At 45.0% G+C, this 26,992-nt stretch carries 24 protein-coding genes; 12 read left to right on the top strand and 12 right to left on the bottom strand.

What is annotated here, in order from left to right:
* Window positions 1–12 precede the first annotated feature (12 nt).
* The 3 genes from AC787_RS06405 to AC787_RS06395 are packed head-to-tail and all read left to right on the top strand — an operon-like array spanning window position 13 to window position 3,709.
* A complete protein-coding gene (locus tag AC787_RS06405; protein WP_054024013.1) occupies window positions 13–1,482 on the top strand; it encodes a spore germination protein in 1,470 nt (489 codons plus the stop codon).
* Between the two features lie 5 nt (window positions 1,483–1,487).
* On the top strand, window positions 1,488–2,588 hold the full coding sequence (locus tag AC787_RS06400; protein WP_235560917.1) for a GerAB/ArcD/ProY family transporter: 1,101 nt from the start codon (window positions 1,488–1,490) through the stop codon (window positions 2,586–2,588).
* Window positions 2,585–3,709 (top strand): Ger(x)C family spore germination protein, encoded by a 1,125-nt coding sequence (locus tag AC787_RS06395; protein ID WP_054024012.1) that lies wholly within the window; start codon window positions 2,585–2,587, stop codon window positions 3,707–3,709. Before AC787_RS06400 ends, AC787_RS06395 begins: the two co-directional genes overlap by 4 nt.
* Before the next feature lie 59 nt (window positions 3,710–3,768).
* Here AC787_RS06395 and AC787_RS06390 read toward each other — a convergent pair whose 3' ends face one another.
* Window positions 3,769–4,542, bottom strand: a complete 774-nt coding sequence (locus AC787_RS06390; protein ID WP_082360654.1) for a DUF3891 family protein — start codon at window positions 4,540–4,542, stop codon at window positions 3,769–3,771.
* A gap of 43 nt (window positions 4,543–4,585) precedes the next feature.
* The gene (locus AC787_RS06385) at window positions 4,586–4,888 is read right to left on the bottom strand and encodes a chorismate mutase (protein ID WP_054024010.1); all 303 of its coding nucleotides are present in this window, start codon (window positions 4,886–4,888) and stop codon (window positions 4,586–4,588) included.
* A 235-nt stretch (window positions 4,889–5,123) separates the two neighbouring features.
* Here AC787_RS06385 and AC787_RS06380 point away from each other — a divergent pair, with 235 nt between their 5' ends.
* Window positions 5,124–6,074 carry a helix-turn-helix domain-containing protein gene (locus AC787_RS06380; protein ID WP_054024009.1) on the top strand — a complete coding sequence of 317 codons (951 nt, stop codon included), beginning with the start codon at window positions 5,124–5,126 and terminating at the stop codon, window positions 6,072–6,074.
* On the opposite strand, the gene AC787_RS06375 is transcribed toward AC787_RS06380, so the two are convergent.
* Entirely contained in the window at window positions 6,055–7,677 is a 1,623-nt protein-coding gene (locus AC787_RS06375; protein ID WP_235560916.1) for a hypothetical protein, read from the bottom strand. The genes AC787_RS06380 and AC787_RS06375 overlap by 20 nt on opposite strands.
* A 194-nt stretch (window positions 7,678–7,871) precedes the next feature.
* Complete coding sequence (locus tag AC787_RS06370) at window positions 7,872–8,984, bottom strand: LLM class flavin-dependent oxidoreductase (protein WP_235561053.1); 1,113 nt, start codon at window positions 8,982–8,984, stop codon at window positions 7,872–7,874.
* Window positions 8,985–9,408: 424 nt separating this feature from the next.
* Here AC787_RS06370 and AC787_RS06365 point away from each other — a divergent pair, with 424 nt between their 5' ends.
* Window positions 9,409–9,789: a hypothetical protein gene (locus AC787_RS06365; RefSeq protein ID WP_054024008.1), complete on the top strand. Its 381-nt coding sequence runs from the start codon at window positions 9,409–9,411 to the stop codon at window positions 9,787–9,789.
* A gap of 83 nt (window positions 9,790–9,872) precedes the next feature.
* Here AC787_RS06365 and AC787_RS06360 read toward each other — a convergent pair whose 3' ends face one another.
* Together AC787_RS06360 and AC787_RS06355 are read right to left on the bottom strand one after the other, a co-directional pair.
* Window positions 9,873–10,703 carry a sugar phosphate isomerase/epimerase family protein gene (locus AC787_RS06360; RefSeq protein WP_054026933.1) on the bottom strand — a complete coding sequence of 277 codons (831 nt, stop codon included), beginning with the start codon at window positions 10,701–10,703 and terminating at the stop codon, window positions 9,873–9,875.
* Between the two features lie 36 nt (window positions 10,704–10,739).
* Window positions 10,740–11,549 (bottom strand): phytanoyl-CoA dioxygenase family protein, encoded by an 810-nt coding sequence (locus AC787_RS06355; RefSeq protein WP_054024007.1) that lies wholly within the window; start codon window positions 11,547–11,549, stop codon window positions 10,740–10,742.
* A 134-nt stretch (window positions 11,550–11,683) separates the two neighbouring features.
* Between AC787_RS06355 and AC787_RS06350 the strand changes: the two genes are divergently transcribed.
* Window positions 11,684–12,496, top strand: a complete 813-nt coding sequence (locus AC787_RS06350; RefSeq protein WP_054024006.1) for a helix-turn-helix domain-containing protein — start codon at window positions 11,684–11,686, stop codon at window positions 12,494–12,496.
* Between the two features lie 40 nt (window positions 12,497–12,536).
* Here AC787_RS06350 and AC787_RS06345 read toward each other — a convergent pair whose 3' ends face one another.
* Both AC787_RS06345 and AC787_RS06340 read right to left on the bottom strand, forming a co-directional pair.
* A complete protein-coding gene (locus tag AC787_RS06345) occupies window positions 12,537–13,475 on the bottom strand; it encodes an aldo/keto reductase (protein ID WP_054024005.1) in 939 nt (312 codons plus the stop codon).
* A gap of 29 nt (window positions 13,476–13,504) precedes the next feature.
* Window positions 13,505–14,476, bottom strand: a complete 972-nt coding sequence (locus AC787_RS06340; RefSeq protein ID WP_200930735.1) for a Gfo/Idh/MocA family protein — start codon at window positions 14,474–14,476, stop codon at window positions 13,505–13,507.
* A gap of 247 nt (window positions 14,477–14,723) precedes the next feature.
* On the opposite strand from AC787_RS06340, the gene AC787_RS06335 reads away from it, so the two are divergent.
* Complete coding sequence (locus AC787_RS06335; protein ID WP_054026932.1) at window positions 14,724–15,560, top strand: helix-turn-helix transcriptional regulator; 837 nt, start codon at window positions 14,724–14,726, stop codon at window positions 15,558–15,560.
* A gap of 959 nt (window positions 15,561–16,519) precedes the next feature.
* Window positions 16,520–17,224 (top strand): heme oxygenase, encoded by a 705-nt coding sequence (gene isdG, locus AC787_RS35175; RefSeq protein ID WP_321166104.1) that lies wholly within the window; start codon window positions 16,520–16,522, stop codon window positions 17,222–17,224.
* 124 nt (window positions 17,225–17,348) lie between these two features.
* Here isdG and AC787_RS06325 read toward each other — a convergent pair whose 3' ends face one another.
* The 3 genes from AC787_RS06325 to AC787_RS06315 are packed head-to-tail and all read right to left on the bottom strand — an operon-like array spanning window position 17,349 to window position 19,904.
* Entirely contained in the window at window positions 17,349–18,359 is a 1,011-nt protein-coding gene (locus AC787_RS06325; RefSeq protein ID WP_054024003.1) for a Gfo/Idh/MocA family protein, read from the bottom strand.
* A 39-nt stretch (window positions 18,360–18,398) separates the two neighbouring features.
* Window positions 18,399–19,238: a sugar phosphate isomerase/epimerase family protein gene (locus AC787_RS06320; RefSeq protein ID WP_054024002.1), complete on the bottom strand. Its 840-nt coding sequence runs from the start codon at window positions 19,236–19,238 to the stop codon at window positions 18,399–18,401.
* Window positions 19,239–19,262: 24 nt separating this feature from the next.
* A complete protein-coding gene (locus AC787_RS06315) occupies window positions 19,263–19,904 on the bottom strand; it encodes a carbohydrate-binding family 9-like protein (RefSeq protein ID WP_082360651.1) in 642 nt (213 codons plus the stop codon).
* A gap of 167 nt (window positions 19,905–20,071) precedes the next feature.
* On the opposite strand from AC787_RS06315, the gene AC787_RS06310 reads away from it, so the two are divergent.
* The 3 genes from AC787_RS06310 to AC787_RS06300 all read left to right on the top strand — a co-directional run bounded on the left by AC787_RS06310 (window position 20,072) and on the right by AC787_RS06300 (window position 23,909).
* Complete coding sequence (locus AC787_RS06310; protein WP_054024001.1) at window positions 20,072–20,977, top strand: helix-turn-helix transcriptional regulator; 906 nt, start codon at window positions 20,072–20,074, stop codon at window positions 20,975–20,977.
* 201 nt (window positions 20,978–21,178) lie between these two features.
* Window positions 21,179–22,171, top strand: coding sequence for an ABC transporter substrate-binding protein (locus AC787_RS06305; protein WP_054024000.1), 993 nt, complete (start codon window positions 21,179–21,181; stop codon window positions 22,169–22,171).
* Between the two features lie 121 nt (window positions 22,172–22,292).
* A complete protein-coding gene (locus tag AC787_RS06300) occupies window positions 22,293–23,909 on the top strand; it encodes a helix-turn-helix domain-containing protein (RefSeq protein ID WP_054023999.1) in 1,617 nt (538 codons plus the stop codon).
* Window positions 23,910–23,915: 6 nt separating this feature from the next.
* Here the strand turns inward: AC787_RS06300 and AC787_RS06295 are convergent, their stop codons facing one another.
* Window positions 23,916–25,631, bottom strand: coding sequence for an ABC transporter ATP-binding protein (locus AC787_RS06295; RefSeq protein WP_054023998.1), 1,716 nt, complete (start codon window positions 25,629–25,631; stop codon window positions 23,916–23,918).
* Between the two features lie 255 nt (window positions 25,632–25,886).
* Between AC787_RS06295 and AC787_RS06290 the strand changes: the two genes are divergently transcribed.
* The gene (locus AC787_RS06290; protein WP_054023997.1) at window positions 25,887–26,969 is read left to right on the top strand and encodes a Gfo/Idh/MocA family protein; all 1,083 of its coding nucleotides are present in this window, start codon (window positions 25,887–25,889) and stop codon (window positions 26,967–26,969) included.
* Window positions 26,970–26,992 lie beyond the last annotated feature (23 nt).

Below are 26,992 nucleotides of genomic sequence, written 5' to 3'. Positions count from 1 at the left end.
AGGACGTAAACAATGGAACAATCTGAACCTATTAGCTCAGATCTGACCGTAAATATGGAACGCATAAAAGAAATATTTTGCGATACAAACGATTTAGTTATGCGACAACTAACTATCAGGCAAACAACTGAGCAAGCCGCCCTAATCTACATAGATGGGCTGACTGATGGAACGGCGATTAATAGTGACGTCCTCCGCCCCTTGCAGCTTGAACCTGGCGGGGGAAAACCCGGCGATGAGTTAATGATGACAGTTGGACAAATCATAGAAGAATCGGATTGGTACAAAATTGAAATTGCAATACTGCATGGTAAATCCATATTATTTGTTAACGGTAGAGACACGGCATATGTGCTGGGCACAAGCGGCTGGCCCCAGCGTGCAATCGAGGATCCACAAATGGAGACCTCCTTAAAGGGCGCCCATCAAGGCTTCCTCGAAACCAGCGGACAAAATATTGCTATGATTAGACGTTATATTCCTAATCGCGAATTGAAAATGAAAAGGCTGATTGTCGGTCAGCGCGGGCAGACCAGCGTAACGATCATGTACTTAGAGGACGTGATGAATCCACGTTTGTTAAACGCGCTTAAGGAGCGGATCGAGAAGATCGACGTGGATGTCATTTTAAATACGGGAGAGCTCGCTGAGCTGATTGAGGATAATCCGTACTCGCTTTTCCCGCAATTCGTCCTTACAGAGCGACCAGATTCCGCTGCATCGCAAATTTTACAAGGAAGATGCGTCGTTGTCGTAGACCGTTCGCCAAGCGTGCTTGTTGCTCCAGTCAGCTTCTTCTCTTATTTCCAAAGCATAGACGACTATAGCACACGTTGGTCCATTGCAACCTTCTTGAGACTGCTGCGAATGTTTGCATTCATTACAGCTGCGTTTCTGCCTGCCTTTTATATTGCAGTAGTTTCCTTTCACATTGAGATCATTCCGATGAAGCTGCTGCTCACCCTAGGGGAATCGCGCGGGCAAGTACCCTTTCCTCCATTTGTAGAGGCTATTCTGATGGAAATTACATTAGAAATGCTTCGTGAAGCAGGTGTCCGTCTTCCTGCTCCTGTTGGTCAGACCGTCGGCATCGTTGGTGGTATCGTACTCGGGCAGGCTGTCGTTCAAGCAGGCTTAATAAGCAACGTTATGGTCATCGTTGTGGCATTTACGGCCATTTCTTCTTTTATTTTGCCAAACTACGATATGGTTGCGGCCGTTCGCTTAATTCGTTTCTTGTTAATGATTCTATCCTCATTGTTCGGGTTTGTCGGGATCATTATTGGCTTGATGACGATGATCGCTCATTTATTGACGCTTAAATCACTTGGAATGCCTTACGGAAGTCCACTGGCACCGGTTCGGTTCTCGGATTGGAAGGATACCCTAATACGCGCACCGTTATGGCTGATGGAAAAGAGACCTAAGAACTCGCTCCCGCTTCAAGAAAAACGTCAAACAAACAACCGGAAGGAGGATTGATCCCCTTGACTAATACCGAAGGAAATACGATTACTTCGATGCAATTTATTTTTATTATTTCCGGTATTCAGATAAGTGTCGCCGTCCTGAATTTACCGAGAAATCTAGCAGAATTAGCTGGAACAGATGGCTGGATATCTATTCTGATCGGTTATGCCCTCAGTGTCTTATGCGGCTATATCATTATTATGGTTATGAGACACTGTTCTGGTAAGACTTTAGTTGATGCGCTGCCTACGATGATGGGTAAATGGATCGCCAAAGGAGTCGCCATATTGCTGGCCTTGTTTTTCCTTACCCTTATGTATGACGGTCTCGTACGCACCATTCTTATAATAAAAATTTGGCTGATGCCGAACACACAGTCTTACATATTGATGGTTTTGCTGTTAGTTCCCGCTTATAAAATTGCAATAAACGGCCCTCGCATCTTAGGTCGATATGCCGAACTAGTAGCTGTCATTTCATGTTGGTTGCCTTTTGTCTATCTATTTACCCTTAAATATGCCCATTGGCTCAATTTACTGCCGATATTAAAAGAAGGTTGGCTGCCCGTCCTAGCTGCGGTGAAAGCAACTATTTATCCGAACCTCGGCTTAGCTGCCGTATTTATTTTTTATCCCTATTTAGTAAAGAAAGAAAAAGCTGCTTCTTCCGTTTTTATATCCAGTACGATTACCCTTTCTGTACATCTATTTATTACAATTATATGCTTCATCTACTTCAGTCCCCATGAAATTACTCTTTATAATGAACCGATCATCAGTATTCTAAAAACGATCGAATTTCGTTTTATTGAACGGATTGAGGTGCCTTTCATCGCTTTTTATTTGTTCGTCTTCTCACTAGTTTGGATACCGTCTATGTATATAGTCACTTACTGCATAAGCAAGGTTTTTGGACTAAGCAACCATCATGCACCTTTGCGCATCCTGTGCATTATTCTAGCGATAGCCACTTTTATTTATATTCCCTCTTTCAAGCAAAGCGATGAAATTGAAGTATGGCTTACTTGGTTTGGTTTTGGGATGGAATATATACTACCTAGTCTATTGCTCGTTTATATGGTCATTTACAAACGAATACACCGGAGGGCTGGTCTATGAAGCAGCAGTTCTTTTTCGTTAGTTGCTTAATCATTACCATTTGCCTCACCACGTCTGGTTGCGGGGATCAGCTGTACTTAGAAAATGCGGCAACACCACTTGCACTTGGACTTGACTTGGATAAAAATGAAAAACTTCATTTTTACTCCTCCGCTCCTGTTTTCAGCAAAAATATTAAGAAAAAGAGTCAAGAAACATCGGGAAGAGTTGAATCGCTTCGACAATCCAAAGGGGTTCAAGATGCCCAGTCAAGCGGCTCCCTTCAAGGACGAAATTATCAGGTTATCCTCCTAGGCAGACATTTTTTGAGTTATGAGGATTGGATTCCTTTGCTCGATGTACTGTTTCGTGATGCAAGAAACACGGTTACCGACCGTGTTATTGCCGTTGACGGGTCTGTGGAGGATGTTTTTTTATTAAATCCGCCAGATCAGCCGCTGCTTCCTATTCTACTCCGGGGCATGGTCGACACCAAAGCCGTAAAATCGGAAACGTATGCGACGACCGCCCAAGAATTTCACAGGCAATTTTATGATATGGGCATAACCCCTTACATTGCTGAAGTGAAGATCGTCAACAAGCAGGTTAGGCTGAAAGGCTCTGCTTTGCTGAATCAGCGAGGCAAGTATGTCCTTTCCTTGGGCTCACAGGAAACGATTTTGCTGAGTATTTTGCAGGAGCAAGCTGCACCGGGCTTCAGTTTAACCTATCAAATTCCTGATGAGCCCGTTCATGGGCCATTCCAAACTAATATTCTGAGCCTGACTGGCGCCAAAGTAAAAACAAAAATCAAGACTGCATATAAAAACAATAAATTCAAGTTTGATATTCACATTAAAACAAGGGTTGGTCTCTCTGAGCATCTATTCCCATTCAACGTAGAGAAGAATGATAAAGAGCTTGAAAAACAAGTTGAGATCCTCATAAAGGATCAAATTTTGGCCATTATAGGGAAACTGCAAAAAAATAAAATCGATCCAATAGGGCTTGGTGTTTATGCAAGAGCACATGAATACGAGGAATTTTGCAAGGTTGAGGATCAATGGGGTGAAGCATTTTCGAATGCTGAAGTGAATGTTAAAGTGGATATAGAAATAAATTCGATGGGGCCCATTAAGTAAGTATGGGTATTGGAAAAAGGATACCGTCCATTGGACAGTATCCTAACTTCAAGCGATTCCTAATCCTTCGGCGCTTGTTGAAAGCGAATCTTATGCTTAAGCAGCTTAGCTCGCTGGTAAGCTTCGGCTATGCCGTAAACGGATATATCGTCCTTGCTTACCTCTTTATAGGACAACGTAGTCTCCACCTCATGATTGAAAGGGAACGGATTCAATTGAATGGTCGTTTCATCCTTCCACTCTGCTATCAATGAAGTTTGACCCGTACGATCGAACCAATAAGGGAACCCGTTAGAAAACCATTCATATTGGTGCCGCGGTGTGCCCGGCTGCTCCATGCATACAAACAGCGACAGTTCATCACAAAGCAGCAGTGCCTTCGCATGAAGCTGAAGCAGCTTTACGTCCAGCTGCAGCCGCTCAATGATGGCGCTTTGCCTAGCAAATTCACGTTCCACAAACGTAATCGTGTCATCATTTCGGAACCTTTCGGCAAGCGTCGTATAGAGGATGCTTCCAAGTAGAGCTGCATATTCACTCGTTTTCTGAACATGATCCAAACCTTTGGAGTAGAAGAAAAAGCGGATGTTGCCTGGAAAATCACGGAACGAAAAAGGCATATTCGCTGCGTCATTCCACAGTGGGATACGATCTAGATCAATCCAACTGCTGTCATGCTCGTAAGCAGCGTAAGCTAATTCATCTTTTCGCTCATCACTATGAAATAACTGGCTTTGCCAGGCAGAAACAAGATCTCCAGATATCCTCGCATGATCATGCTGTGCGATTAATATGAATGCGTCTTCCTTCTCATATAAAATCATCGTTTCCATCCCTTCCTTCGTTACAAAATGGTTTATTAATATTCTATATCAGCTAAATCCGATTGTTCTGAACATACCTTTGCTCGATTTCCTTATGTCGCGAGATAACTACGTCCATCAAGCATCTATATATAGAGGCTGCATATTCCGGGTTTAACTCTTGACTGCTTGCAAGCGTCTTTATTTTGTCAAATTGATTAGCTTCACGACTCGGATCTTGTGCGGATAGTTGATTTACTGCCTTGTACATACCCACTTCTTCTGTTAATTGAAACCGCTTCGCAAGCAAGGAAATCATTTCGCGATCGATTTGATCGATGGCTTGTCTTAATTCATCTAGTCTATGAACCTCCATATGTCTCTCCCTTAAATTAGCTTTTCCTATAATTGTACCATCTCCTTCACCCCATCGGCTATGAGCATTCATAATAATCGTATGGTAGTCCCATTGCGAAAAAAAGAAGAGTCCTCCCTATTTCTAAGAAGAAACTCCCCTTTATTCATCGCTTAGGTTTTTGCTCTCATTGCAATATTCCAGTTGTAAGAGAGATAATACATGTATAAACATTTTTGCTTACGAAGGAGCTATGATGAGCGGTCTTATCCCTGCGCTTAACCAATCGTTTCCCAATTATAAAGAACAGCTTTTCTTATACGGAATGCGTACGTTCCAATTCGGTCCTGGTCCCGTATGCGATTTACATCTGCATCATCGCATGCTCGAAATCAATATCGTTCTAAGCGGCGAACAAACAGCGCGTATTGGAAATGAAAGCTTCTCACAGCATGAAGGCGATATTATTCTAATTCCACCCATGAAGCTGCATGACTTTCATGTTCCACAGCAGCAGCCGATGAGCGGTTTTGTCATTCATTTACAAAATGTAGACAGCAAGCTGCTCTACGCGTTTCGATCAAGCGGTGAGTATTTATTTGCAAGAGAGCACCCGCTCAATCAACATCTTAACCCTTTGCTAAAAGCACTAATTTCTTGCTTGCAGCAGGATACATCTACTCACCGCGTCTTTATGCTTTGTAACGAAATGCTCGTGCATTTGGAGGAGTATGTGTACAAATCAGCCGTACGCTCCACCAAAAAACCAAATGAGCAGCCGATTTCTGATCAGATCGCCAGGGAAATAGAGGCACTGCTCAGCACATTTAATGAGTTAGGAACGGATTCAACAACGAGCAACTGGCTTGAAACCATCGCAGATAAGATAGGCATTAGCCGCAGACATGCCGGTCGCTTGTTTCAACAAGCTTACGGGATGTCGCCTCGTCAATATTTATCGATCATTAGACAGCAGGAAGCGATGCATATGCTTGTCATGCGAAACGTACCCCTTGAAGAGATCGCTTTCCGAATTGGATTCGAGAATGTGCAAAGCTTTATTAGGCAGTTCGCCAAGTGGACTGGACTAACGCCAGGCGCATATCGGAGACAGCATAAATCAACGATAAGCTATTTAACACCGCTTGAGGTGGAGCCTCATTCCGTTCATTTACCCAGCTCCGACCCTACTGCTCCCTTAGAATAACTTCAGGACGCTCATTCAGCTGTACGCCGCGCTCAGCATACCAATCGAAATGCCGTTCCTCTCCGGCTAGCTTCCATCGGGACGGACAGCGGTCATCAAGCCAGTCCAGCGGTTCAGCCGGCGGCAGCGGTTTAGATGCTCGCTCGAACGCTTTGCGAATGGCTGCTTCCTGCTCCGTGCCAACCGCCTTTGGATCTGCAGAAATGAACAGCGGTGTGCCGCTTTCGGACAATAGCTCCAGCCATTGCTTGTTCAAATTCCAAGGCACGTCGCTCGTCAAGCCAACACAATCGGCATCAGCCGCAAAGAAGGTGTCATGCTGCGGCATGCGGAACGCAAGCGTGTTGACGCCCATTTTGCGAGTACGCTCCCATTCTTTACCGCTCGTATCGTCACCAGTCCGCTGAATTTCAACCAAGCCCGCTGCCAAGTGTCCTACTGTGTTACATCCAATTATCAAGCTATCAGCGGATGCTTCTGCAATCTTCTTATACAAAGCGACAATAATTTCCGCTGTTGTCTTCGTACGATCAGCAAAGGCTAGACCATGATTACTCATGGATGTGCCCATTTCAAAGCCCCATTTGGAAAAAATATCAAAAGTGGAGAAATCATGCTTGATTAGATCGTAGCCCCAATCATGCAGCTTGCGAATTTCATTGCCTACATAATCAAGCACATCGGGCACACTTGGGTCCAAATAAATACCATCGGTTTGATGACCACCATACCTTCTCCAATGATAAGGCACACTGTTTGCGACTAATAGCGGTCTGCACCATATGCCAGGTCGAACCCCAATCCCTTTCATATCGCCAGCTAATTTCTGCATATCAGAAAACTGATAGTTAGGCTGCCAAGGTCCACCGTTACAGCTGCCCCCTCCGCTGCAAAGCTGCCAACCGTCATCAATGACCATAAACGGTCGGTTATCCATCGAAGAAGACCAATTCGATATGCGCTCTGAATCAGCAATTATCGCTGCCGTCGAGCTATTCCCATAGGCATAGTACCAGTTATTTCCACCATAAACCGGCTGTGCAGGAAGGATCGGCTGCTTGCACATCATTCGGCAAAAAGCTGTAGCTGCACTGAATGCCGATTCACCCTCTGCGCCTTCTCTCGTTACAATTACTGCAGCTTCGAGCGTTCTATCGCCCAGCAGTACTCCCGCTTCACCGCAGCGGACATCAAGCGTAAGGCTAATCCCACCTGCATCAGCTTGCCAATAACAAAAGGAACTTGTGCCGGTTTCTACGCCGTAGCCATGTGTCCGACCTCCTCCTGATAAAAGAAAATACCATGGCATTTCACGTTCAGCAACAAGACCTCTCCACTCCAAATCCCCGTAACCGCGTTCCCATTGATCACCCAGTAAGCGAATACCGCTATCGAGCTTGCGTTTCCATCTCAAATGAAGCCGCCTTACTGGTGTCTGACCTCCACTTAATCGAACCGCCATACGATTAGTCTTTGATTCAAATGAAATGACAGTTTCACCTGCATACCATTCCCTTGAACGAAACGAGGCGCGAACCCATCCCTCTTCCCATTCGATTTCAACATTGTCCGGATTGGTTAATAAATCTACAAATTCCAACATAATCGACCTCCCATTAATAAGCATCGCTCTAATAAACCGAGTATAGTATTCACAGGCGCCAATTTGAATAACGAAATGAGTCGTTCCGCGAATAAATAATGAACCATTTGGGACATATGATGGCAAAAAAATAGACTGCCGCCGCCATAAGATGGCATTGAACAGTCTTCTAGTTATTGTTGTTATCGCTACTATTAATCGGCTTTAATGACAGTTCCTTTGCTCAGCTCTCTGCGAACAACTGGCGCAACCTTCGTCGCAAGCAGCTCAATCGAAGCGGCTACCTTTGAGAATGGAATGCCCCCAATATCAAACTGAGCCATGAAGCGATGATGTCCAAAGAGCTCGTGCTGCGCTAATATTTTCTCAACAAGCATTTCCGGGCTGCCAACAGCCAGTGCATTTATCGGACTTGCTAATTGTTCGAATTGTTCGCGTGCCATCTTCTCGCCTCTCTGCTTGCCGCCCATGAACTGGCTCACATAATTCGCATAATAAGGATAATATTCATCTTTCGCTTGCGTAGTCGAGTCAGCAATATAACCATGGCTTGTTATAGCTACTTTAAGAGCTTCTTTCTTATGACCTGCACGAATGCCCGCAGCCCGGTATACTTCAACAAGCGATTTGAACCGAGCGGGGTCACCGCCCAGAATCGCAAGGGTCATTCCTAGACCAAGACTTCCTGCCAACTCAGCGCTTTGAGGCGTACCGCCGACACCGACCCAAACCGGTAGATGCGTCTGGTCTGGACGAGGAGCAATTTCAGCATTTTGCAGCGGGGTTCTATATTTCCCATTCCATGTTATATGTTCTGCTTTATTCAATTCTAGAAGCAGATTCAGCTTCTCATGGAAGAGTTCCTTATAGTTCTCAAGCTCAAAACCGAACAACGGAAAGGATTCTACGTAAGCCCCGCGTCCCGCAATAATTTCAGCACGTCCATCAGACAGCAAATCAAGCGTAGCGAAATCCTCGAATACTCTAACAGGATCAGAGGTTCCAAGCACCGTTGTTGCGCTCGTTAAGCGAATGCGCTTCGTAGCTTGAGCGATTGCTGCAAGTAGGACTGGCGGAGAAGTTACAGCGAAATCCAAACGATGATGCTCACCCACTCCAAACACATCAATGCCTGCCTCATCAGCAAGCTTTGCGGCTGCCACGATTTCCTTCAAACGATCTCTCGCATTAGGCGACTTTCCGCTAATAGGATCAGTACTGATGTCTCCTAATGTATAAATGCCAAATTCGAACACTTCTGCTCGTTCCTTCGAAGGCTGAGCATCTTGTTGTATTTTCTCGTTGATGTCAAACACCGCTTTCCTATAATTATATAAAAAAACATATTCTATTTTAGGTGAAACTCAGTTACTTTACGTAAGTAATGATACATAAGTTATTAAGTGACGTCAAGTTATTAGCTCGCTTGCAACTGTAGTATGCACATGCATACGTCTATTAAATTAATGGGTTGTCCCAAATGGATATAAACCTCAGAACAGCCTCGAATAGAATAGCTATTAAAATCACCCTGTTTAGCTATGCGAACATGCTATAGGATATGACGCAAATTGCATTTTTGATACCTGTCTGCTCCATATTAGGTTGATCAGCGCTACCACTAATGAAATTGAAGAAACATCATGAAGCCTCTTACTAATAACGTGGAACATTATTTTGATTTTCACCGTTATTAAGTGAGACCTTACTTTCCATGAGGAGGAGATCCGATTGATTAGAATGTCCCTATTATTGTTAATCCTCCTATTTGCTTCTGGCTGCGCGGAGACTAACAATGAATCCCAATCATTAAGTGATTTTTATTCAGGAGACATTTTGTTCGTAGATTATCTGGAAATTACGAATGGGTCTACAGAAGATAAACGAGCTTATCACGATGTGAAGCAAATCCAAGATTGGCTGACATCTATACAAGATATATCATTTATACCAGCTTCGGATCAAAGCAAAAGAGATGGTTTTCGTTATTCCGTCGCCTTGTTTGAAGGTGATCAACAAAAGCTATCCTTTACAACGAATTCCGTTGGTCATAAATATTTTGTAACTGATCCACGGCTCGTTGAAGCTATAAATGTTCTTTTTGAAAAATAGTAATCCCATCACAAAGTTGATAAATGAAATGCCATACGAAGAAACCCCGACTTGAACCATCTTGGTCCAAGTCGGGGTTTCCTTTATTCTATCTCTTTTTGCCAGAGCTGCCGCACAAGTTGCTTCAAGTAAAGCGACTGCGACCAGCGGTCACTAATCTCCGTTTGCCTAGAACCAGCCTCATCTGACGTAATCGCGTACGAAGCAGGCCCCAGCTCAATGACGACAGGGAATGTATCATTCTCCTGTCTCGGCCGTTTAACCCAATGCCTCATTGCATGGCTCCACCACCTCGAGAAATGAGGCAGCATCGGATGATTGCCCGCTTCTCCTGGGTCGATCTGTATTTGCTCGCCATTCGAAATTCGGGTGTGAATACTATGCGTGTTTGGCAGCAAGCTTTGCAGCATTTGCTCAGCCTCATCCGATATCGTATGAAGCTCGCCCGCTACGACATAATGAGAATAATCGATCGTAAGCTTAAGCTCCGGCAGTGACTGCAAATATTGCTGCGTTCGAATCAGATCCTGTGTAATCGTACCCCGATGTGTCTCAACATAAACGGGGATGCCCGCTTGTCTCGAGAGCGCGTCAATCCCAGAGAGCAGCTCTAACGCCGAGTCGCCAATTAGGAATGGCTTCATCACTTGCGCATTAATGTAGCGAATGTTATCAAAAGCAGCCGCTTTATCCAAAAACTCAGACATGTCGTTCAGAGAAGTAGGATAAGCATTTACGCTAAATGACAAATTGTATTGATGGAGCAGCTCCTTCCATAAACCACTTTCCTCAGGAGCTGGCACAAATGCGTTAATGCCATCGAATCCGCTCTCCGCTATGATCTTAAATTTCCCTTCAATATCAGGCGCATATCCCGCCGTTCCTTGCAATCCATTCATACCCCACCAAGACATCTCAACCTGCAATTTATCTGCTATTTTCATTATCGATTAGTGCGGATATGCCGTATCAAATTCAACTCCGCATGGGCCTCCGTCCGTGTTGATCTCCAAATCGACAACTGTACCGTCCTGTCTAAACAAAGGGCGATAGTGATCACTAATATGAGTTGCAGACGCATTCGCATAATGGCAAATGAAGGCTCTGCGGAATTGATCCTTTGTCTTGTTTCTATAAGACCCATGAATCAAATTTCCGTTGAAAAATAGAACGTCGCCTTTGTCCATAATAACCGGCATTGCTTTATGATCCTTCGGCGGCTTTACGTAATGGGAAGTGAATGATTCCGCTACGTCTGCCAGTTCAGGACAACTAATTTCATGCTCACTCGTCTTCGGAACAACAAGCAAGCTGCCGTTCTCCTCATTTGCCGCATCGATTGCAGTCCACGCCGCAATGCAATTGCCAGGCTCCACCTGCAAATAAAAATTGTCCTGATGCAGAGCCTGACCTCTTGAGCCAGGAGGCTTGTAATAAAACATGCTTTGAGCTGCAAGTGCCTCTTCACCATAAAGATCGGCTAATACTTCCATGACTGGCTGATGGAGCAGATATTTTTTGGATGTCTCGTTAAAGCGATGCGGATGCATTACCCGTGGATACCGCTTTAACGGATCATCTGTCGTCCCTGACAAATCTGGCTCGAAATAACCTGGCACCGCTTTATGACTCATTTCCTCAAAAGTGTCTTCGATCGTACGAATGTCTTCTTGTGAAAAAAGGTTTTTTATTATGATATAGCCCTCTGTACGAAATTGATTAACCTGCTCCTCCGTTAATGCCTGCAAAACTTTTGTCATCGCATAACGCTCCTTTACTGAAACAATCATTCTTCTTGACATAATCATAGAGCTTTCGTTATTTTTAAGGAAGAATGATTACTGCTGAAAACTACTGGTATTATGCTATTCCAACTATTCTGGAGGAGATAGATATGCTTCCACATCACAGGAAAGAAGCTGAAATCGAAACACACGGCGGCGTGTTTCTAAGCGGTCTTAATGATGAATCCGATTCCTATCGTTGTCGTAGGCCAAACGGAATAAGTGATTGGCTCATCTTTTACACCTTAGAGGGCGAAGGCTATTTGCGTACACCCGCTGGAGAGAAACGTTGCCGCAGTGGTCAAATCGGGTTGCTGCGCGCTGGCATTCCCCACGAGTATGGGACGGTGCCGGGAAACCGCTGGCATTTTTATTGGGCACATTTTCAAAAACTACCTGAAATCGACTATCTGCCCAAAGAGGATAGCATCGTCATCACGATTCCAGACGGCAATATGCGAAGCAGAGTGCATCTAACCTTCGATCATATTTTGAGTGACTCGAGAGAACGAGCAAGCTTTTGGCAAATGTTATGTGAGAACGCGCTGCGCCAAGTTATTTTGCTCACAGCTCAGCAGTTCGATAAACGACTCGATCCCCGTATCGAGCTAGCCCTGCAATATTTATCGCGGCATATGGATCAACCGATCCGTCTTGAACAATTGGCATCATCGGTTGGATTATCCCTCTCGCGACTATCCCATCTCTTTAAACAGGAAACAGGCACAAGCGTGGTGGAGCATCTGAATCATCTGCGGCTCCAGCAAGCGGCTCTCTTAATCGAGCATATGGGCCGATCGGCAACTGAAGCTGCGCTTGATGTTGGCTTTAATAATTACAATCATTTTGCCGCATTGTTCCGTAAAACGTATGGAATGAGTCCAAGAATGTACAAAAAGGACAAAGCAACTCACATCGAGTAGCTTTGTCCTCTAATCCTTACTATTCAATAGCTAATTTTCATTAAACCTTCTGCACAGCCAGATCAAGCCAGTCCATTTCTTCCTTGGTCAACGTAATGAGTGAGCCTGCATCACAGGAATGAAGCTCCTCTGCTGATTGCGCTCCGATCAAAGCACAGGTTGGGAACGGTTGGTTAAGCACGTATGCAAGCGCAATCTGGATAGCACTAACGTTTTTCTCAGCTGCCAGCTGCTTAGCGCGTGCAAGCCGCTCCCAATTCTCATCGCTATAGAATACGCGTACGAGATCCTCATTATCTCTAACCTCTGGAGAAAATCTTCCCGTAAAGAAACCTCTTGCCTGCGATGACCAAGATAGCAGCGGAAACTGCTCTTCTTCATGCCAAGCGCAAGTTTCCTCATCAGCGGAGACGCAGCCATACCAGAATGGTTCATTCGCTTTCGCAAGGCTAAGATTCGGACTGCTGAATGAAAAGCCAACAAGCCCATTTGCTGCGGCGTATTCGTTTGCTTCCTTAATTCGCTGCCACGTCCAGTTTGATACGCCAATTGCTCTAACGGTGCCTGCTTTCACATGTTCATTGAGAATATCGATAACATCTCCCGCTGGAACAGCAGGATCATCCCGATGCAGCGCATAAAGGTCGATATAGTCGGTTTGCAGACGCTTCAGGCTTTCCTCCAAATCTTGTGCAATGGCCTCCTTGTTCACACGCGGACCAGTATGATCATGATGAGCGCCTTTGGTCAAAATAACCATTTGCTCGCGATTGCCGCGTTCCTGCATATAACGGCCAATAACTTCCTCGCTTTGTCCGCCGCAATAAATATGTGCAGTATCGACTGAATTGCCTCCAATCGCTAGAAAAGCATCTAGGTTTGCTGCTGCTTTCTCGTAGGAATCGTGAAAAAAATAATCTGAGCCCTTCATTAAGCGTGATACCTGCTTGGGTGAACCTTCTATTTGAATAAATTCCATCGTTGTTTTCCTCCTAAATTGTGGTTTAGTTATATTTTAATACGTATACGCTCATGAGCAGAAAGCAGACAAGCATCGATGACTTTCATGTTATTTACAGCATCGGTACCGCCGAACTGCAGCTCTGATATGCCGTTAATGGCATTTGCCATATGATCGGCCTGTAGAGTGTAGGCGTTAAGATGCGGAACCTCCACTTCTCGGCGCTCTCCTTTTGCATTTACGAAGAAATTACCGCTTCCCGGTGTGCCAGTCACAAATGCAGATGGAACTTCGATAATGCCATCCGTACCTAGCACCTCAAGCGGGTTGCGGAATGCTGCCCACATGCCGCAATCAAACGTCAGTGAAACCGCGCCTTCAAACTCTATTAGTCCAGATGCCATCATATCGACATGATCATGCTCTGGTGAGAACAAAGCTTGAACCGTAACGGCCTCGGGTTCCTTCCCAAGCAGCAAGCGAGCGGCATTAATCGGATAACAGCCCACATCGTAAATCGAGCCGCCTCCCCATTCCTTGCGGTATCTCACGTTTTCTTTATGTCCTGCATTGTTGAAGGTAAACGCGCTGCGAATGCCGCGAACGTCTCCTATTTCTCCATCTTCAATCACTTTTTTGATCATGTCATATCTAGGGTGATATCGATACATAAAAGCTTCGGACAACAACACGCCTGCTTTCGCAGCGGCTTCTGCCATCTCAGCTGCTTCTTTTGCAGTCAAAGCAAGCGGCTTCTCGCACAAAATATGTTTGCCAGCCTCAGCAGCCCGGATTGTCCACTCTCTATGCAAATGATTTGGGAGCGGAATGTATATGACGTCAATAGAAGCATCCGCAAGCAGTTCTTCATAGCTGCCGTAAGCAACCGGTATATTTAGCTCTTCTGCCGTCTTCTTTGCCTTGTCTACGTCACGGCTTGCAATAGCCGCTACCTCATTTAATTCCGAAAGATGAAGGCCTGGTATGACCGCCCCTTTGGCGATTCCTGCGCAGCCCATAATGCCCCATTTTAGCTTTTTCGTTGTCACTCCATCGTCACCTCAACCATTATTTTATTATTATATTGTGATTACGAGCTGAAACAAGCTATTCGATAAGTTCTCATTGCAGCTCCATAATCGTCCGATACAAATTAGTATCAAACGATTACATTGTGCTTGCCTCTAGTTTAAAGTAGATAACTGAAAAATAAAATGATATTATTTTGTTGTAGATTAAAACAATATTGTCATTGAGGTGAGCATCATACAAAGGCAAATCCATCTGCTTACGCTGCCAAACAGCCCGTTTTTTTGTTTGCCTGAATCTGTCGGAAACTACTGGAATGAACCTGAGCATTACACGATGCGTCTGGCTGGAGCACTGAACAACTTCAATATTCATTACGTCGTATCCGGGAAAGGTTATGTGGAGTGGGATGGCGAGGTGCATACGCTTGAAGCTGGAGAAGCCGTTCTTTATTTCCCGTTGCAGCGGCAGCATTACTACAGCAGCAAGGATGATCCATGGGATATACGGTGGGTTCATTTCTATGGAAGCGGACTTCAGGATTATATGATTGAAAGAGGTTTTCACAAAAGCCAGCTTTGGACGATCCGGCAGCCGACCGCTTGGGAACAGGTACACGAGGAGCTGCTGGTCGAGGCTGAAACGTTTCGCATGCTGCACCCAACAAAACTTTCTGCACTAACCTATGCCATACTCGCAGTGTTTATCGAGCAGGCTGTGCCTATTTCCGGCAGCAAAGCAAGTACAGCAGGCAACCGCATCTTAAAGCTGCTCCCTCTGATGCAGCAGGAAGCGGCTGAGCCGTTCATACTTGAGCAATGGGCTGAGAAAGCTGGAGTGAGTCCTTACTACTTCTGCAAATTGTTCCGAAATGTCATGGAAATGACGCCAATGGACTTTATTACACGTTGCCGCCTACAGATGGCGAAGCAATGGCTTCTGGAACGCAAGGATGTTAATATCGGACAAATTGCCAGTGATGCCGGTTATCCGAGCGTCAGTTACTTCAACAAAAGATTTATGGCGCATGAGGGGATGACACCTACTTCATATCGACAACTTTACGGGGTCTAACTCGAATGTTACTTTTGGCGCTGTAAGAACACATTGCGCTTATTGCCCTCTTTCGCAGGTAATCAAACTACACTTGGGCTCTGAAAGAACCTATTGGTTCTTACAGCCACTTGAAATTGTTTCTTTTGGCACTGTAAGAACACATATGCGCTTAATGCCCTCTTTTGCGAGTAACCAGACTGCACTTTGGCCATGTAAGAACCTATGGGTTCTTACAGCCACTTGAGTATGGTACTTTTGGCGCTGTAAGAACAGATATGCGCTTAATGCCCTCTTGCGCGAATAACCACCCTGTACTTGGGCTTTGTAAGAACAAATATGCGCTTAATGCTCTCTTTCATGAGAAACCAGACTGCACTTTGGCCCTGTAAGAACCTATTGGTTCTTACAGCCACTTGAGTATGTTACTTTTGGCGCTGTAAAAACAGATATCCGCATAATGCTCTCTTTCGCGAGTAACCAAGCTGCACTTGGACCCTGTAAGAACCTATGGGTTCTTACAGCCACTTGTGTATGTTTCTTTTGACGCTGTAAGAACACATATGCGCCTAATCATCTCTTTCGCAAGTAACCAAACTGCACTTGGGCGCTGTAAGAACCTATGGGTTCTTACAGCCACTTGAGTATGTTACTTTTGCGCTGTAAGAACACATATGCGCCTAATCATCTCTTTCGCAAGTAACCAAGCTGCACTTGGGCCCTGTAAGAACCTATTGGTTCTTACAGCCACTTGGAAGTGTTCCTTTTCGTGTTGTAAGAACACATATGCGCTTAATGCACTCTTCCATAAGTAACCCGAATGCACAATGGCGCTGTAAGAACACATATGCGCTTAATGTCCTCTTCCGTAAGTAACCCGAATGCACAATGGCTCTATAAAAACCTATTGGTTCTTACAGCCACTTGAGAATGTTACTTTTGACTCTGTAAGAACACATATGCGCTTAATGCCCTCTTTCGTGAGTAACCAGACTGTTCTTGGGTTCTATAAGAACCTTACCGAAATTCTTCTATTAGATGAGCCGACTACCTTTTTGGACATGTGTCATCAGCTCGAAGTGCTGGAGACACTCGCAAAAATAAACCGAGAATACGGAACGACGATCGTAATGGTCCTGCATGATCTACAGCAGGCAGCTGCTTATTGCCATCATATGATTGCGATGAAAGACGGTGAGCTTGCTGACTCTGGAGAACCACGAACCATGATTACGCCACGTTTCATGCGCTCCATATTTGATTTGGATGCGAGAATCAGCTTTGCTGAGCGTTATCCGATTATCATTCCCATACCCAAAACCGACGAGGAGGAAGAAACGATGATTATTGTGACGAATGTATCGCAAATTACGAAGGGTGAAGGAGAAAAGCTTGTTGAGCGTTTTGATCGGGTTGGCAAGGTCGAGGAAATGGAAGGTTTTCTTGGTCTTGAGGTGCTTCTCACGCAAAACCTAAAGGACTATGATGAAGTTTCCATTGTAACAAGGTGGCAATCAAGAGATGATTTCAACAACTGGACCAAAAGCGAGGCATTCCGTGAATCTCATTCCCACCGTAAAACACCAGAATACATTTTGTCCAACAAAATTATGTTTCAGGAAGTCAAAGTAAAGCGCACCCCACTCCCTGCTGCCGAGCGCAGCGACGAACTGCTTGCCCAGTAGTAATGCCTCTTCCGTAAACAAACTTGCAAGACAGCAATCTCTACTTTACATTAGGCGATTGCTGTCTTGCATTCATTTATTCAAATAGACGAGCTGTTCGGCTGCTATATGAATGCTCAACCTTTTACAAAGACACCAGCGTTCCGCCTTCATTGGCAGAGCGCAGTTCCGCTTCGATGATTTCAAGCGTGCCAACAGCGCTCTCAGGTGCACAGATCGATACCGGCTTACCATTATGAATGGATTCAATGAAATATTTGAGTTCGCGATAATAACCCATATCATCAGACAATTCGGCGATAAAGCTTGGCGCATCATTTGGATTGACCTTCACTTGACCATTTTCAAAAACGAGATTTCCGCCTTCAAAATTAACGCGATACGTCATGGAGAAACCGTAGTCTCCCTCCAGCGTCCAGTCTGCCTGCGCATTCAGTACCTTCCCATCCGGATAAATATAATGTGTAGACACTACATCGTAGCCGCTGCCCGGAATGACATTGCGGGCAATCGTCGACACCTTCTCAGGTTTGCCAAACAGCCAGTGAACCATATCCGCATCATGAATGTGCATGTCCACTAAGCAGCCTCCGCTTTTGCTGCCATCGAGGAACCAACCCTTTGGCGCGCCTGACCCCCTGAAGAAATAACCGCCCGTAACTGCTCCATAACGCCCATCCTCAACACAAGCCTTCAAGTATTCATAAGCTGGCCAGAAGCGCAAGCATTGACCGATCATCAACGTTTTTCCGGTGCGCTCTGCTGTATTTGCCATGCGCCAGCCATCCTCTGAACTGCCAGCCACAGGTTTCTCGCACATTACATGTATTCCTCTCTCTAGCAGCATACACGTTAAGTCTGCATGCAGATTAGTAGGCAATGTAATATCAACGATATCTAGTTCTTCATTCTCCAGCATCGCCGCAATATTATCGTACAAACGGTAAGGCGCAAGATCATATACATCTTGTTCTGTCGCGATATTGCCAGACGCCTTGCCTTCCTTCAACTCCTCGATCAGCAGATCGCAGATCGCTACGAGCTGCACAGGAGCCCCTTCCGCAGCAAGACGTACATAATTGTCAAAATGCATCCGACCCATAAAACCAAAACCGATTAAACCAACCTTTAACATATTAAAAACCTCCTTGTCATTTTTAGAAAAATATGAATTCTAGCGGCCTAATATTGCATCCATCGCTTTTGAAGTGTTGAAAATGATTTGTTCGGAATGATGATTGTACGGCGGGATCATTTCTCCAGTTACATAATTGTCATAGCCAATCGCATTAAGCGCCTGCATGACAGCTGGGTAATCAACATCACCTGCTAACAGATCAACAAAGCCATGCAATCCACCTGCTTGGCGGCGATAATCCTTAAAGTGTACTTTCTTGATGCGATGACCCAAAATACGAATCCATTGCTCAGGATAACCGTTATGCAGCGCATTGCCGACGTCGAAATACGAGCCTACATAACTTGAGCCATGTGCATCAATAAAGGAACGCATCTCAAGCGGTGATAATAAAAACTTGTTCCAAACGTTCTCAATGCCAATGGAGACACCTGCACTCTCTGCAAATGGGACGAGTTTCCCGATCGCTTCCAGCGCTCGGTCATATGCATACTCGTAGTCAGCAACTTCACTGCCTGGTATAAAGTCAACACCTACAGCGCCTGGAATGACCAAAATAGTGTCTACGCCTAGAGCGGCCGCAAGCTCCAGCTGCTTCTTGCATACATCGATTGCTTTCTCACGCGTTGCCGCGTTTTCACTCGTCATTGGATATGACCAATACAAGCCAGTTGCTAAACCTGCTATTTCCAGTTCATTTTCTTGTAATCGATTTTTGATTTCTTGAATCTCTTTGTCAGACGCTGCAAGGCTAAGCTCGCCCGTCTCATTCAAAGACAGCTCGATTCCATCAAATCCTGCTTTCTTTGCTGTACGAATGTTGTCTGCAATCGTTGTATCACCTTTAAAAGACCAAATATTAATCCCTTTTTTCATAAAAAAGCCTCCTATATTTATGTTTTAAATAAACAATAACCTGCCAAATTTACGGGGAAGATGAAAGTTTACGGCTTTAGTAGCCTGCCAAGCCTGGTACTCACGGTTGCCAAGCCTGTCCTCATCAATTCGGTAAAAATTCACTCTCCAGCTTAATCCCTGTTCGAAGGGCCGCTTGAAATTTCCAACCGGAATATGCACGAAATAAACCCGTCTAGCTTCGCCATCCGCTAGAGCAGCAGTCTGAAGACCCTCAAACCTCCAAGCTAAGTCCGTCGCTGTTATCGTGGCCTCGCCGTCACTTGCAATCAGCGCATCAAAAACAATATTATTCGGGCTTACTTCAAGCTCTAGATAACGATTTCCAGTACCATCCTCATCGATAAACAGCTCAACGACATCCTGCTCATAAAGTGGCTCATCCCGCAAAGTAAAATCAGAAACAACATGTGAATCCTCGCATAAATATCGAATGTGCAAATATTTCGGACTCCAGCATGCTCGCACTTCCGTACGCTCCTTAGGTTGATTGCCAGTGACTGTGTCTACCAGTTCAATCGCATCAAAGCTATCCCAATGGATAGTACCAAAGTCGGCGTCTTCTAGACTGCTCGGCAGTTGTCTGCAAAGGTAGGTTTTACTCTCTTGAAACGCAGCAGCCTCCATTTGTTCAAACTCCTTTTTAGATTATTACGTTATATTGAATTTACAGCTGCAACATGTGATAATACCTTTATAATAAACGATTCATCCTTAAATTTATTTAGCTAGAAAAGCGATTTTTTGGACAATTCCGTTCTTTTTTATTCTTTCTATTGGAAGGAGCCTGCCGCTTGGAAAAGTCTGAATCCCTCTTTCCACGCATTCGTTCAACACCGTTCCGTGAATGGTCGCCCAGCGTACATTACGCGCAGTTTCAGCGCTTGCCAACCGGTGTTCTGCCAAGGCGTAGATTATATGATTACGAGCTGCTTTACGTGTGCCAAGGCGAAGCAGCTACAACGATGCATGGGCAACGCTACAAGCTTGAAGCTGGTCAGCTTATCTTTTTGTCTTCTGGCGTCTATCACCAAAATGAAGTCGTTTCGAGCCCTAACGCTCGATTTCTCGGCATTCATTTCGATTTTTTTGATGAGCTTGATATCCAGACAGAAGCTGACATGGTCGTGAACGAAGCAGCCGTTTTGCCACATAAATTCACTTATGAGCCTTATATGGAAGGTTTGGCTCCATTGTCCGATCATCCCGTCTATACTCCGCCGCTCGTATGCGTTCAATTGATGGAGCAGCTAGTCCATGAATTCACAATGCGCCCGCTCGGATATGAGCTAGTCTGCAAATCTCTAATGCTTCATATATTTGCTCATTTGCTACGATCACCAACGTCTCAATCCGCCGGACAAACCTCTCTTCATGGCGGCAAAATTGCCGAATTAATGGAGGAAATTGAGGCTTCACCGTCTACCAATTGGACAAACAAAGCGATTGCAGAGAAACTAAATTTAAGCATCGACCATACAGCGAAGCTGTTTAAGCAAATCGCCGGCATACCTCCTAGCGAATATGTTCAGTCTATACGTCACCGAGAAGCAAGAAGGCTGCTTCGGGAATCCGAACTGTCAATAGAGAACGTTGGGAGCGTCGTCGGCTATTCCGATATCCATTACTTCAGCCGTATATTCCGCCGTCATGAAGGAATATCCCCCCGCGAATACCGGAAATTATCAAATATTTTATAATGGGCTGGATAACAACAAAAGCCGGATACCTTCACTGGTATCCGGTTTTCGTTATTCATTCACGTCCTTACTGCTGCATTTGGACAAACTTAAAGACCTTTCTTAAATTTGTCCATTGAGTAAGGCTTATGTATTTATTATGATTATATTAACCGATAATGATTATCATTATCTTATACCATCATTTGGGGGAGAACTAACATGTATCGAGGAACAAAATCAGCCGCTCTTTTGGCTACGTTCGCACTAATGGGAAGCATATTGCTAGCCTGTGGCAGCAATTCAGCAAATTCGGGTAATACAGCAAGTCCAACTGCTGAAGCAACAAAAGCACCTGCAGCTACGGAACAAGCAGCAGAAACGACCCGCTCCTTCACCGACTGGTCGAAGCATGTGGTAGAGGTACCGGTTACTCCGCAGCGTGTTATCTTTCACGGAGAAACCACAGGAGATTTGCTTGCGCTTGGTGTCAAGCCGGTCGGCGTCATGCAGGATATCATTAAAGGCACGGTATTTGAGCAGCAGCTCACAGATGTCGAGGACGTAGGTTTTCCGTTAAGCGTTGAGAAATCATTGACACTGCAGCCTGATCTTATCATTTTTTCGAATTCGGACGAACAGCAATACGAGGTTATTTCTAAAGTTGCTCCAACCGTAACGTTTAACTCCTTCGCCACGCTGGAGGAGAGAATGCGTACATTAGGGGATTTGTTGAATAAGAAGCAAGAAGCTGAGGATTGGCTTGCGGAGCACGCGGTCAAAACAGCAGAAATGTGGAAACAAATTCATGATAGCGGCATTAAAGAAGGCGAGACCGCATCTGTTTTCACAATGTATCCAGGCAACCGGCTATTTATTATGGCAGGTACAGGGCTCCCGCAATTTCTATATGAGAAAGGCGGCTTCAAGCCAACGCCTATCATCCAAGATATCATCGATAAGGAGCAAGGTTTTGTAGAAATTTCCTCTGAGCTGCTGCCAGAATATGCAGCTGATCGCATCTTCATTTTAAATCCGGTTGCTCCTGATGCGCAGCAATCAACGAACGAGCTAATGAAAAGCGATATATGGCTCAAGCTCCCTGCCGTGAAAAATGGACAAGTGTACAATTTGGATTTACTCAAAGCGTCCAGTGACGCACTTTCTAGAGAATGGCTGATTGAAGAGCTGCCAAAAGCGCTTATAAAAAAATAAATGCTGCTTATCGTTTGTTAAACAAGAAGAAGCTCTTCAACTACTGTTGATTAGCTTCTTCTATTTGATTATAATGAAATCAATTGATAACGATTATCAGTATCGAAATGAGGTTACAGCCATGCCTGACTTTACACATCCGACTTTACCCCTACGATCGTTAAGCTTTCATTTTGTGGATATGAAGCTGCACAGCCATTCGGAGGTCGAAGTATTAGCGGAGGAAGTGACTTCCTGTTACACGATGCTTATTTCCAAGAGCGGCTGCGGTAGATTGTTTACTGATAATCGCAGCTTCCTTTTCTCGTCATACAGTTCTTTCCTTCTCTCACCGAATACCGTTTACCAATTCGAAAATATAGACGATAGCAAATTGGAATACTACCTTATCTCCTTCCATATCTTTCATTTAAAAAATAGTATTCCTGAGCACTATAGCGAGCAGCTATTCCCAAATCGTCAAGAGCTGCGTGTTTATCCGCTTGCACAATGGATTGATTTGCTGAGCCAGTTGTATACCGGAATCACGAGCTGCGATAACATTGAAGCGCATCGACAGCAAACGCATTTTCAGAAGCTCATCGGATTTGTTCTTGATCTCAACTTACAATTCGACCGCATGACCGGCTCCACGCAAACCGTTGAACAAACGATTCAATATATGCAAAATCATTTTCAGAACACGATAACCGTCAAACAGCTAGTCGATATGGCCAACGTTCCAGCTTGGCAGTTCACTTCCATTTTCAAAGAGCTCACCGGCAAGAAGCCGTTAGATTATTTGAATGAACTTCGGATCAATCGGTCCAAAGATTGGCTTATACATACCGATAACACACTACGCGATATAGCAGAACGTGTCGGTTTCACCGATGAGTATTATTTCAGCCGCCGCTTCCGGCTTATGACCGGTTTCTCGCCAAGGCAATATGCGATTTCGATGCGCCAAAACATACTCGTTAAGGATTGGGACGGGCACGAGGTCAGCATTCCTGCCAAGCCAAATCGAATCTTTTATTGTGGAGAAAGTACCGGAGATATGAAGACGCTTGGCATTCAGCTAGTAGGAAGCCATATGATCAGTAAAGGTGAGCCCTTCCGCTGGGAACAGGCTTCTGCTCTAACGCCTGACATCATTATTTTTGACCATTCCGATGAAAGACTATATGCGCAAGTGTCTGAGCTTGCCCCTACGCTCACCTATAATTCACGAGGCACTCTTGAAGAGAGGCTGCTCATGCTTGGAGAGTGGTTTGGCAAAAAAAAAGAAGCCCAGCAATGGCTTCTTCATTATAATAGCAATACATTGTTAATGTGGCAGCAGCTTCAAACACTCATTCGGCCTAATGAGACAGCTTCCGTATTTATCTATCATCGGGGGGAGCGTTTATTTGTAATGGGCAATATCGGTTTATCCTCAATACTGTACCATCCAGACGGATTCCTCCCTACAAGAAAGGTTCAGGACGTTTTAAAGTCAGGAAGACCGTATAAGGAAATCACAGAAAAAACCATTCAACAATATGCAGGCGATCGTGTGTTCATGATGCTGCCCGAAAGCCCCGAATCAAGAGCAGCCATGGAGAAATTGGTGCGCAGCCCAATATGGAGAAACCTTCCTGCCGTCAAAAATGGCTTCAGTTACGTGCTCGATGAACGCGACTGGAATCAGGAGGATGCTTCAACAAGGGACAAGCTGCTCTCGCTTCTCCCCGTGCTGCTGAGCCAATCCTCATAAATCCCATTATGCGCCGAATTGAGCTTGGTGAAGCCTGCTGTAAGCGCCGCGTGCATGCAGCAATTCATCATGCTTGCCTTGCTCGGCAATCCCTTGCTCCGCTACAACAACGATTCGGTCAGCATTTTTGATAGTGGCAAGACGATGTGCGATAACAAGCGTCGTTCGACCGCGGGACAGCTCGGCAAGAGCTAGCTGAATTGCCGCTTCCGTCTCGGTATCAAGCGCAGAGGTCGCCTCATCCAAAATGAGAATCGGCGGGTTCTTCAGAAACATTCGGGCAATGGAGAGCCGCTGCTTCTGCCCCCCAGAGAGCTTAACGCCTCTCTCGCCTATAAGTGTATCCAATCCTTCAGGCTGCGATAATACAAGCTCCTCCAGCTGTGCCTGACGAGCTGCGTGCATGATCTCTTCCTCCGAAGCTCCGAGTTTGCCGTAAGCAATATTTTCTCGAATGGATCCATCGAAGAGGAACACATCCTGCTGGACGATCCCAATGTTGGAGCGCAGCGATTCAAGGGTCATCTCGCGCAAATCAATGTTGTCGATCGTAATCGACCCTTCATCCACATCATAGAAGCGTGGGAGTAAGCTGCATAACGTTGTTTTCCCAGCTCCCGATGGCCCAACGAGTGCTACCGTCTCTCCTGCACGTATTGATAAGCTGAGTCCCTGTAGAACTTTCTCTTTATTCTCATAGCCAAACGTTACTTTATTAAACTGAATATTACCTTTGAGATTGCTGATAGCTTTCGCATTCGGCGCATCGTCGATATCAGGTGCTGTCTCAAGTAATTCCAAATATCGTTTAAACCCGGCTATTCCTTTTGGATACGTCTCAATGACAGAATTAATCTGTTTAATCGGACCTAAAAATACGTTCGAAAGCATGACGAACGCGATGAACTCGCCATAGCTCATGTCGCCTTGAATAACAAACCAAGTACCGCATACGAGTACGAATAAAGAAATTAGCTTCATTAGAATAAAGCTGATCGATGAATTCCATGCCATCACGCGATAGGCAATCAGCTTCGTCAAACGGAATCGGCCGTTATTTTCGGCAAAACGAGCCATTTCATGTTTTTCATTCGCAAACGCTTGAACGACACGAATGCCGCTTACATTATTTTCAACGCGTGCATTGTAGTCGGCAATATCAGAGAACATCCGATTAAAGGCGGCTGACATTTTGCGGCTGAAGTACAGCGACAAATAAATCATAAGCGGAATAATGACAAAGGTCATTAAAGCTAGTTGATAATTAATGCTCAGCATTATACCGAACGCTCCAGTGAGCGTCATTATGGCAATGAACAAATCTTCCGGCCCATGATGGGCGATCTCACCAATATCCATCAAATCATTTGTCATGCGTGACACCAGATGGCCCGTCTTGTTATTGTCGAAGAAACGGAAGCTCAGCTTCTGTACACGATCAAACAGCTGTTTGCGCATATCAGACTCGATGTTGATTCCCAGCTTGTGGCCCCAATATGTAACGACATAATGTAATGCAGAGCTGAACACATAGATGACTAAAAGCCCAACACACGCATACAAAATCCATTTCCAATTGCCGCTCGGCAGCAAATCATCCACAACCCGGTTAACGGCAAGCGGAAAAGCAAGTTCAAGCAACGCAGCCAGAATGGCACATGAAAAATCTAAAATAAACAGTTTCTTGTAAGGCTTGTAATAAGCAAAAAAACGACGCAGCATATCCAGCTTCCTTCCTAACCTATTCTTATTATGCAATAAATGATAACCATTATCATTTGTAGCTAGTTTATCGTAGAACAAAACCCTTATTATCGGCAATGGACAAATGCGAGCATTTTATTGTACAAAATGAAACTAGCATCAATTAAGGGCTAATGTCATGATTTTGTAGATGTCATGTCCTTTTCTCACCATTTCATGCCTAATAGAGCTGTGCTAAAGTAGAATCACTACGATGAAAAGAGGGGTACTAAAATGACTAGAACGATCCGAATCGGAATTATAGGAAGCGGCGGTATTGCAAGAGCGCATGCTTCAGCTTATAAAAAGATGCCTCTTCAAGTGGAGATTGTTGCTGTGGCAGACAGCATAGCAGGAAAAGCGCAAGCTTTTATCGAACAAGAGGGCCTTGTTAACGCCGTTGCTTTTGATGATCATAAGAAGTTGCTGGAGCTTGATCTCGACGGTGTCAGCATCTGCACACCAAACTTTGCTCATTCAGAGACTTCTATAAACGCTTTAAATGCCGGCAAGCATGTGCTCGTTGAAAAACCGATGTCCGTTACACTCCAGCAGTCCATCGATATGGTTGAAGCCGCTGAGCGTAGTGGAAAAATATTGACCGTAGGCTTTCAGCCAAGATACGACCCGAATATGACGTTGATTCAAGAGATTGTCCAATCGGGAAAACTTGGTAACGTTTACTTTGTCGAGACGGGCGGCGGCAGACGGCGCGGCATGCCTGGCGGCACGTTTATTTCCAAGGAGCTTGCAGGCGCAGGCGCGATGGCTGATATCGGCTGCTATTCACTCGATATGGCGCTTAATGCGCTCGGTTACCCTAAGCCTCTTACCGTATCAGCTTATACATCGAATCATTTTGGAACCAATCCGAAATACCACCGTGAAGCTGCGAATTTTGAAGTAGAGGATTTTGGCGTGGCGATGATTCGTCTTGAGGGCGATATTGTTCTTAATTACAAAATAAGCTGGGCTATGCATATGGATTCGCTAGGTGCAACGATGTTCCTTGGAACAGACGGCGGACTTAAAGTTACACCAGCGGGAACTGGGCCTTGGAGCGGCGTTTGGGATGGAAGCGTCGGCAGTATGACGCTTTATCACGATGTGGTAGATCAGCATATCCATTCTACGATTCCAGTGATCCAGCATGGACTGAACTTATTCGACGAGAAGGTTAGAGACTTTGTCGCAGCCATCGCGGAAGATCGCCCAGCTCCTATTCCTGGAGCGGAAATTTTGTACAACCAAGCAATTATCGACGGTGTTCTCCGTTCCGCAGCAAGCAAGCGCGAAGTTACAATAGAGCTGCCTTAAAGCTCGTCTAAAAAAATGGCGGT

Source organism: Bacillus sp. FJAT-28004 (assembly GCF_001280845.1).
GTDB lineage: Bacteria > Bacillota > Bacilli > Paenibacillales > Paenibacillaceae > Pristimantibacillus.
Note: the sequence above shows the minus strand (reverse complement) of the source record. Positions and strands in the feature narration are given on the sequence as shown.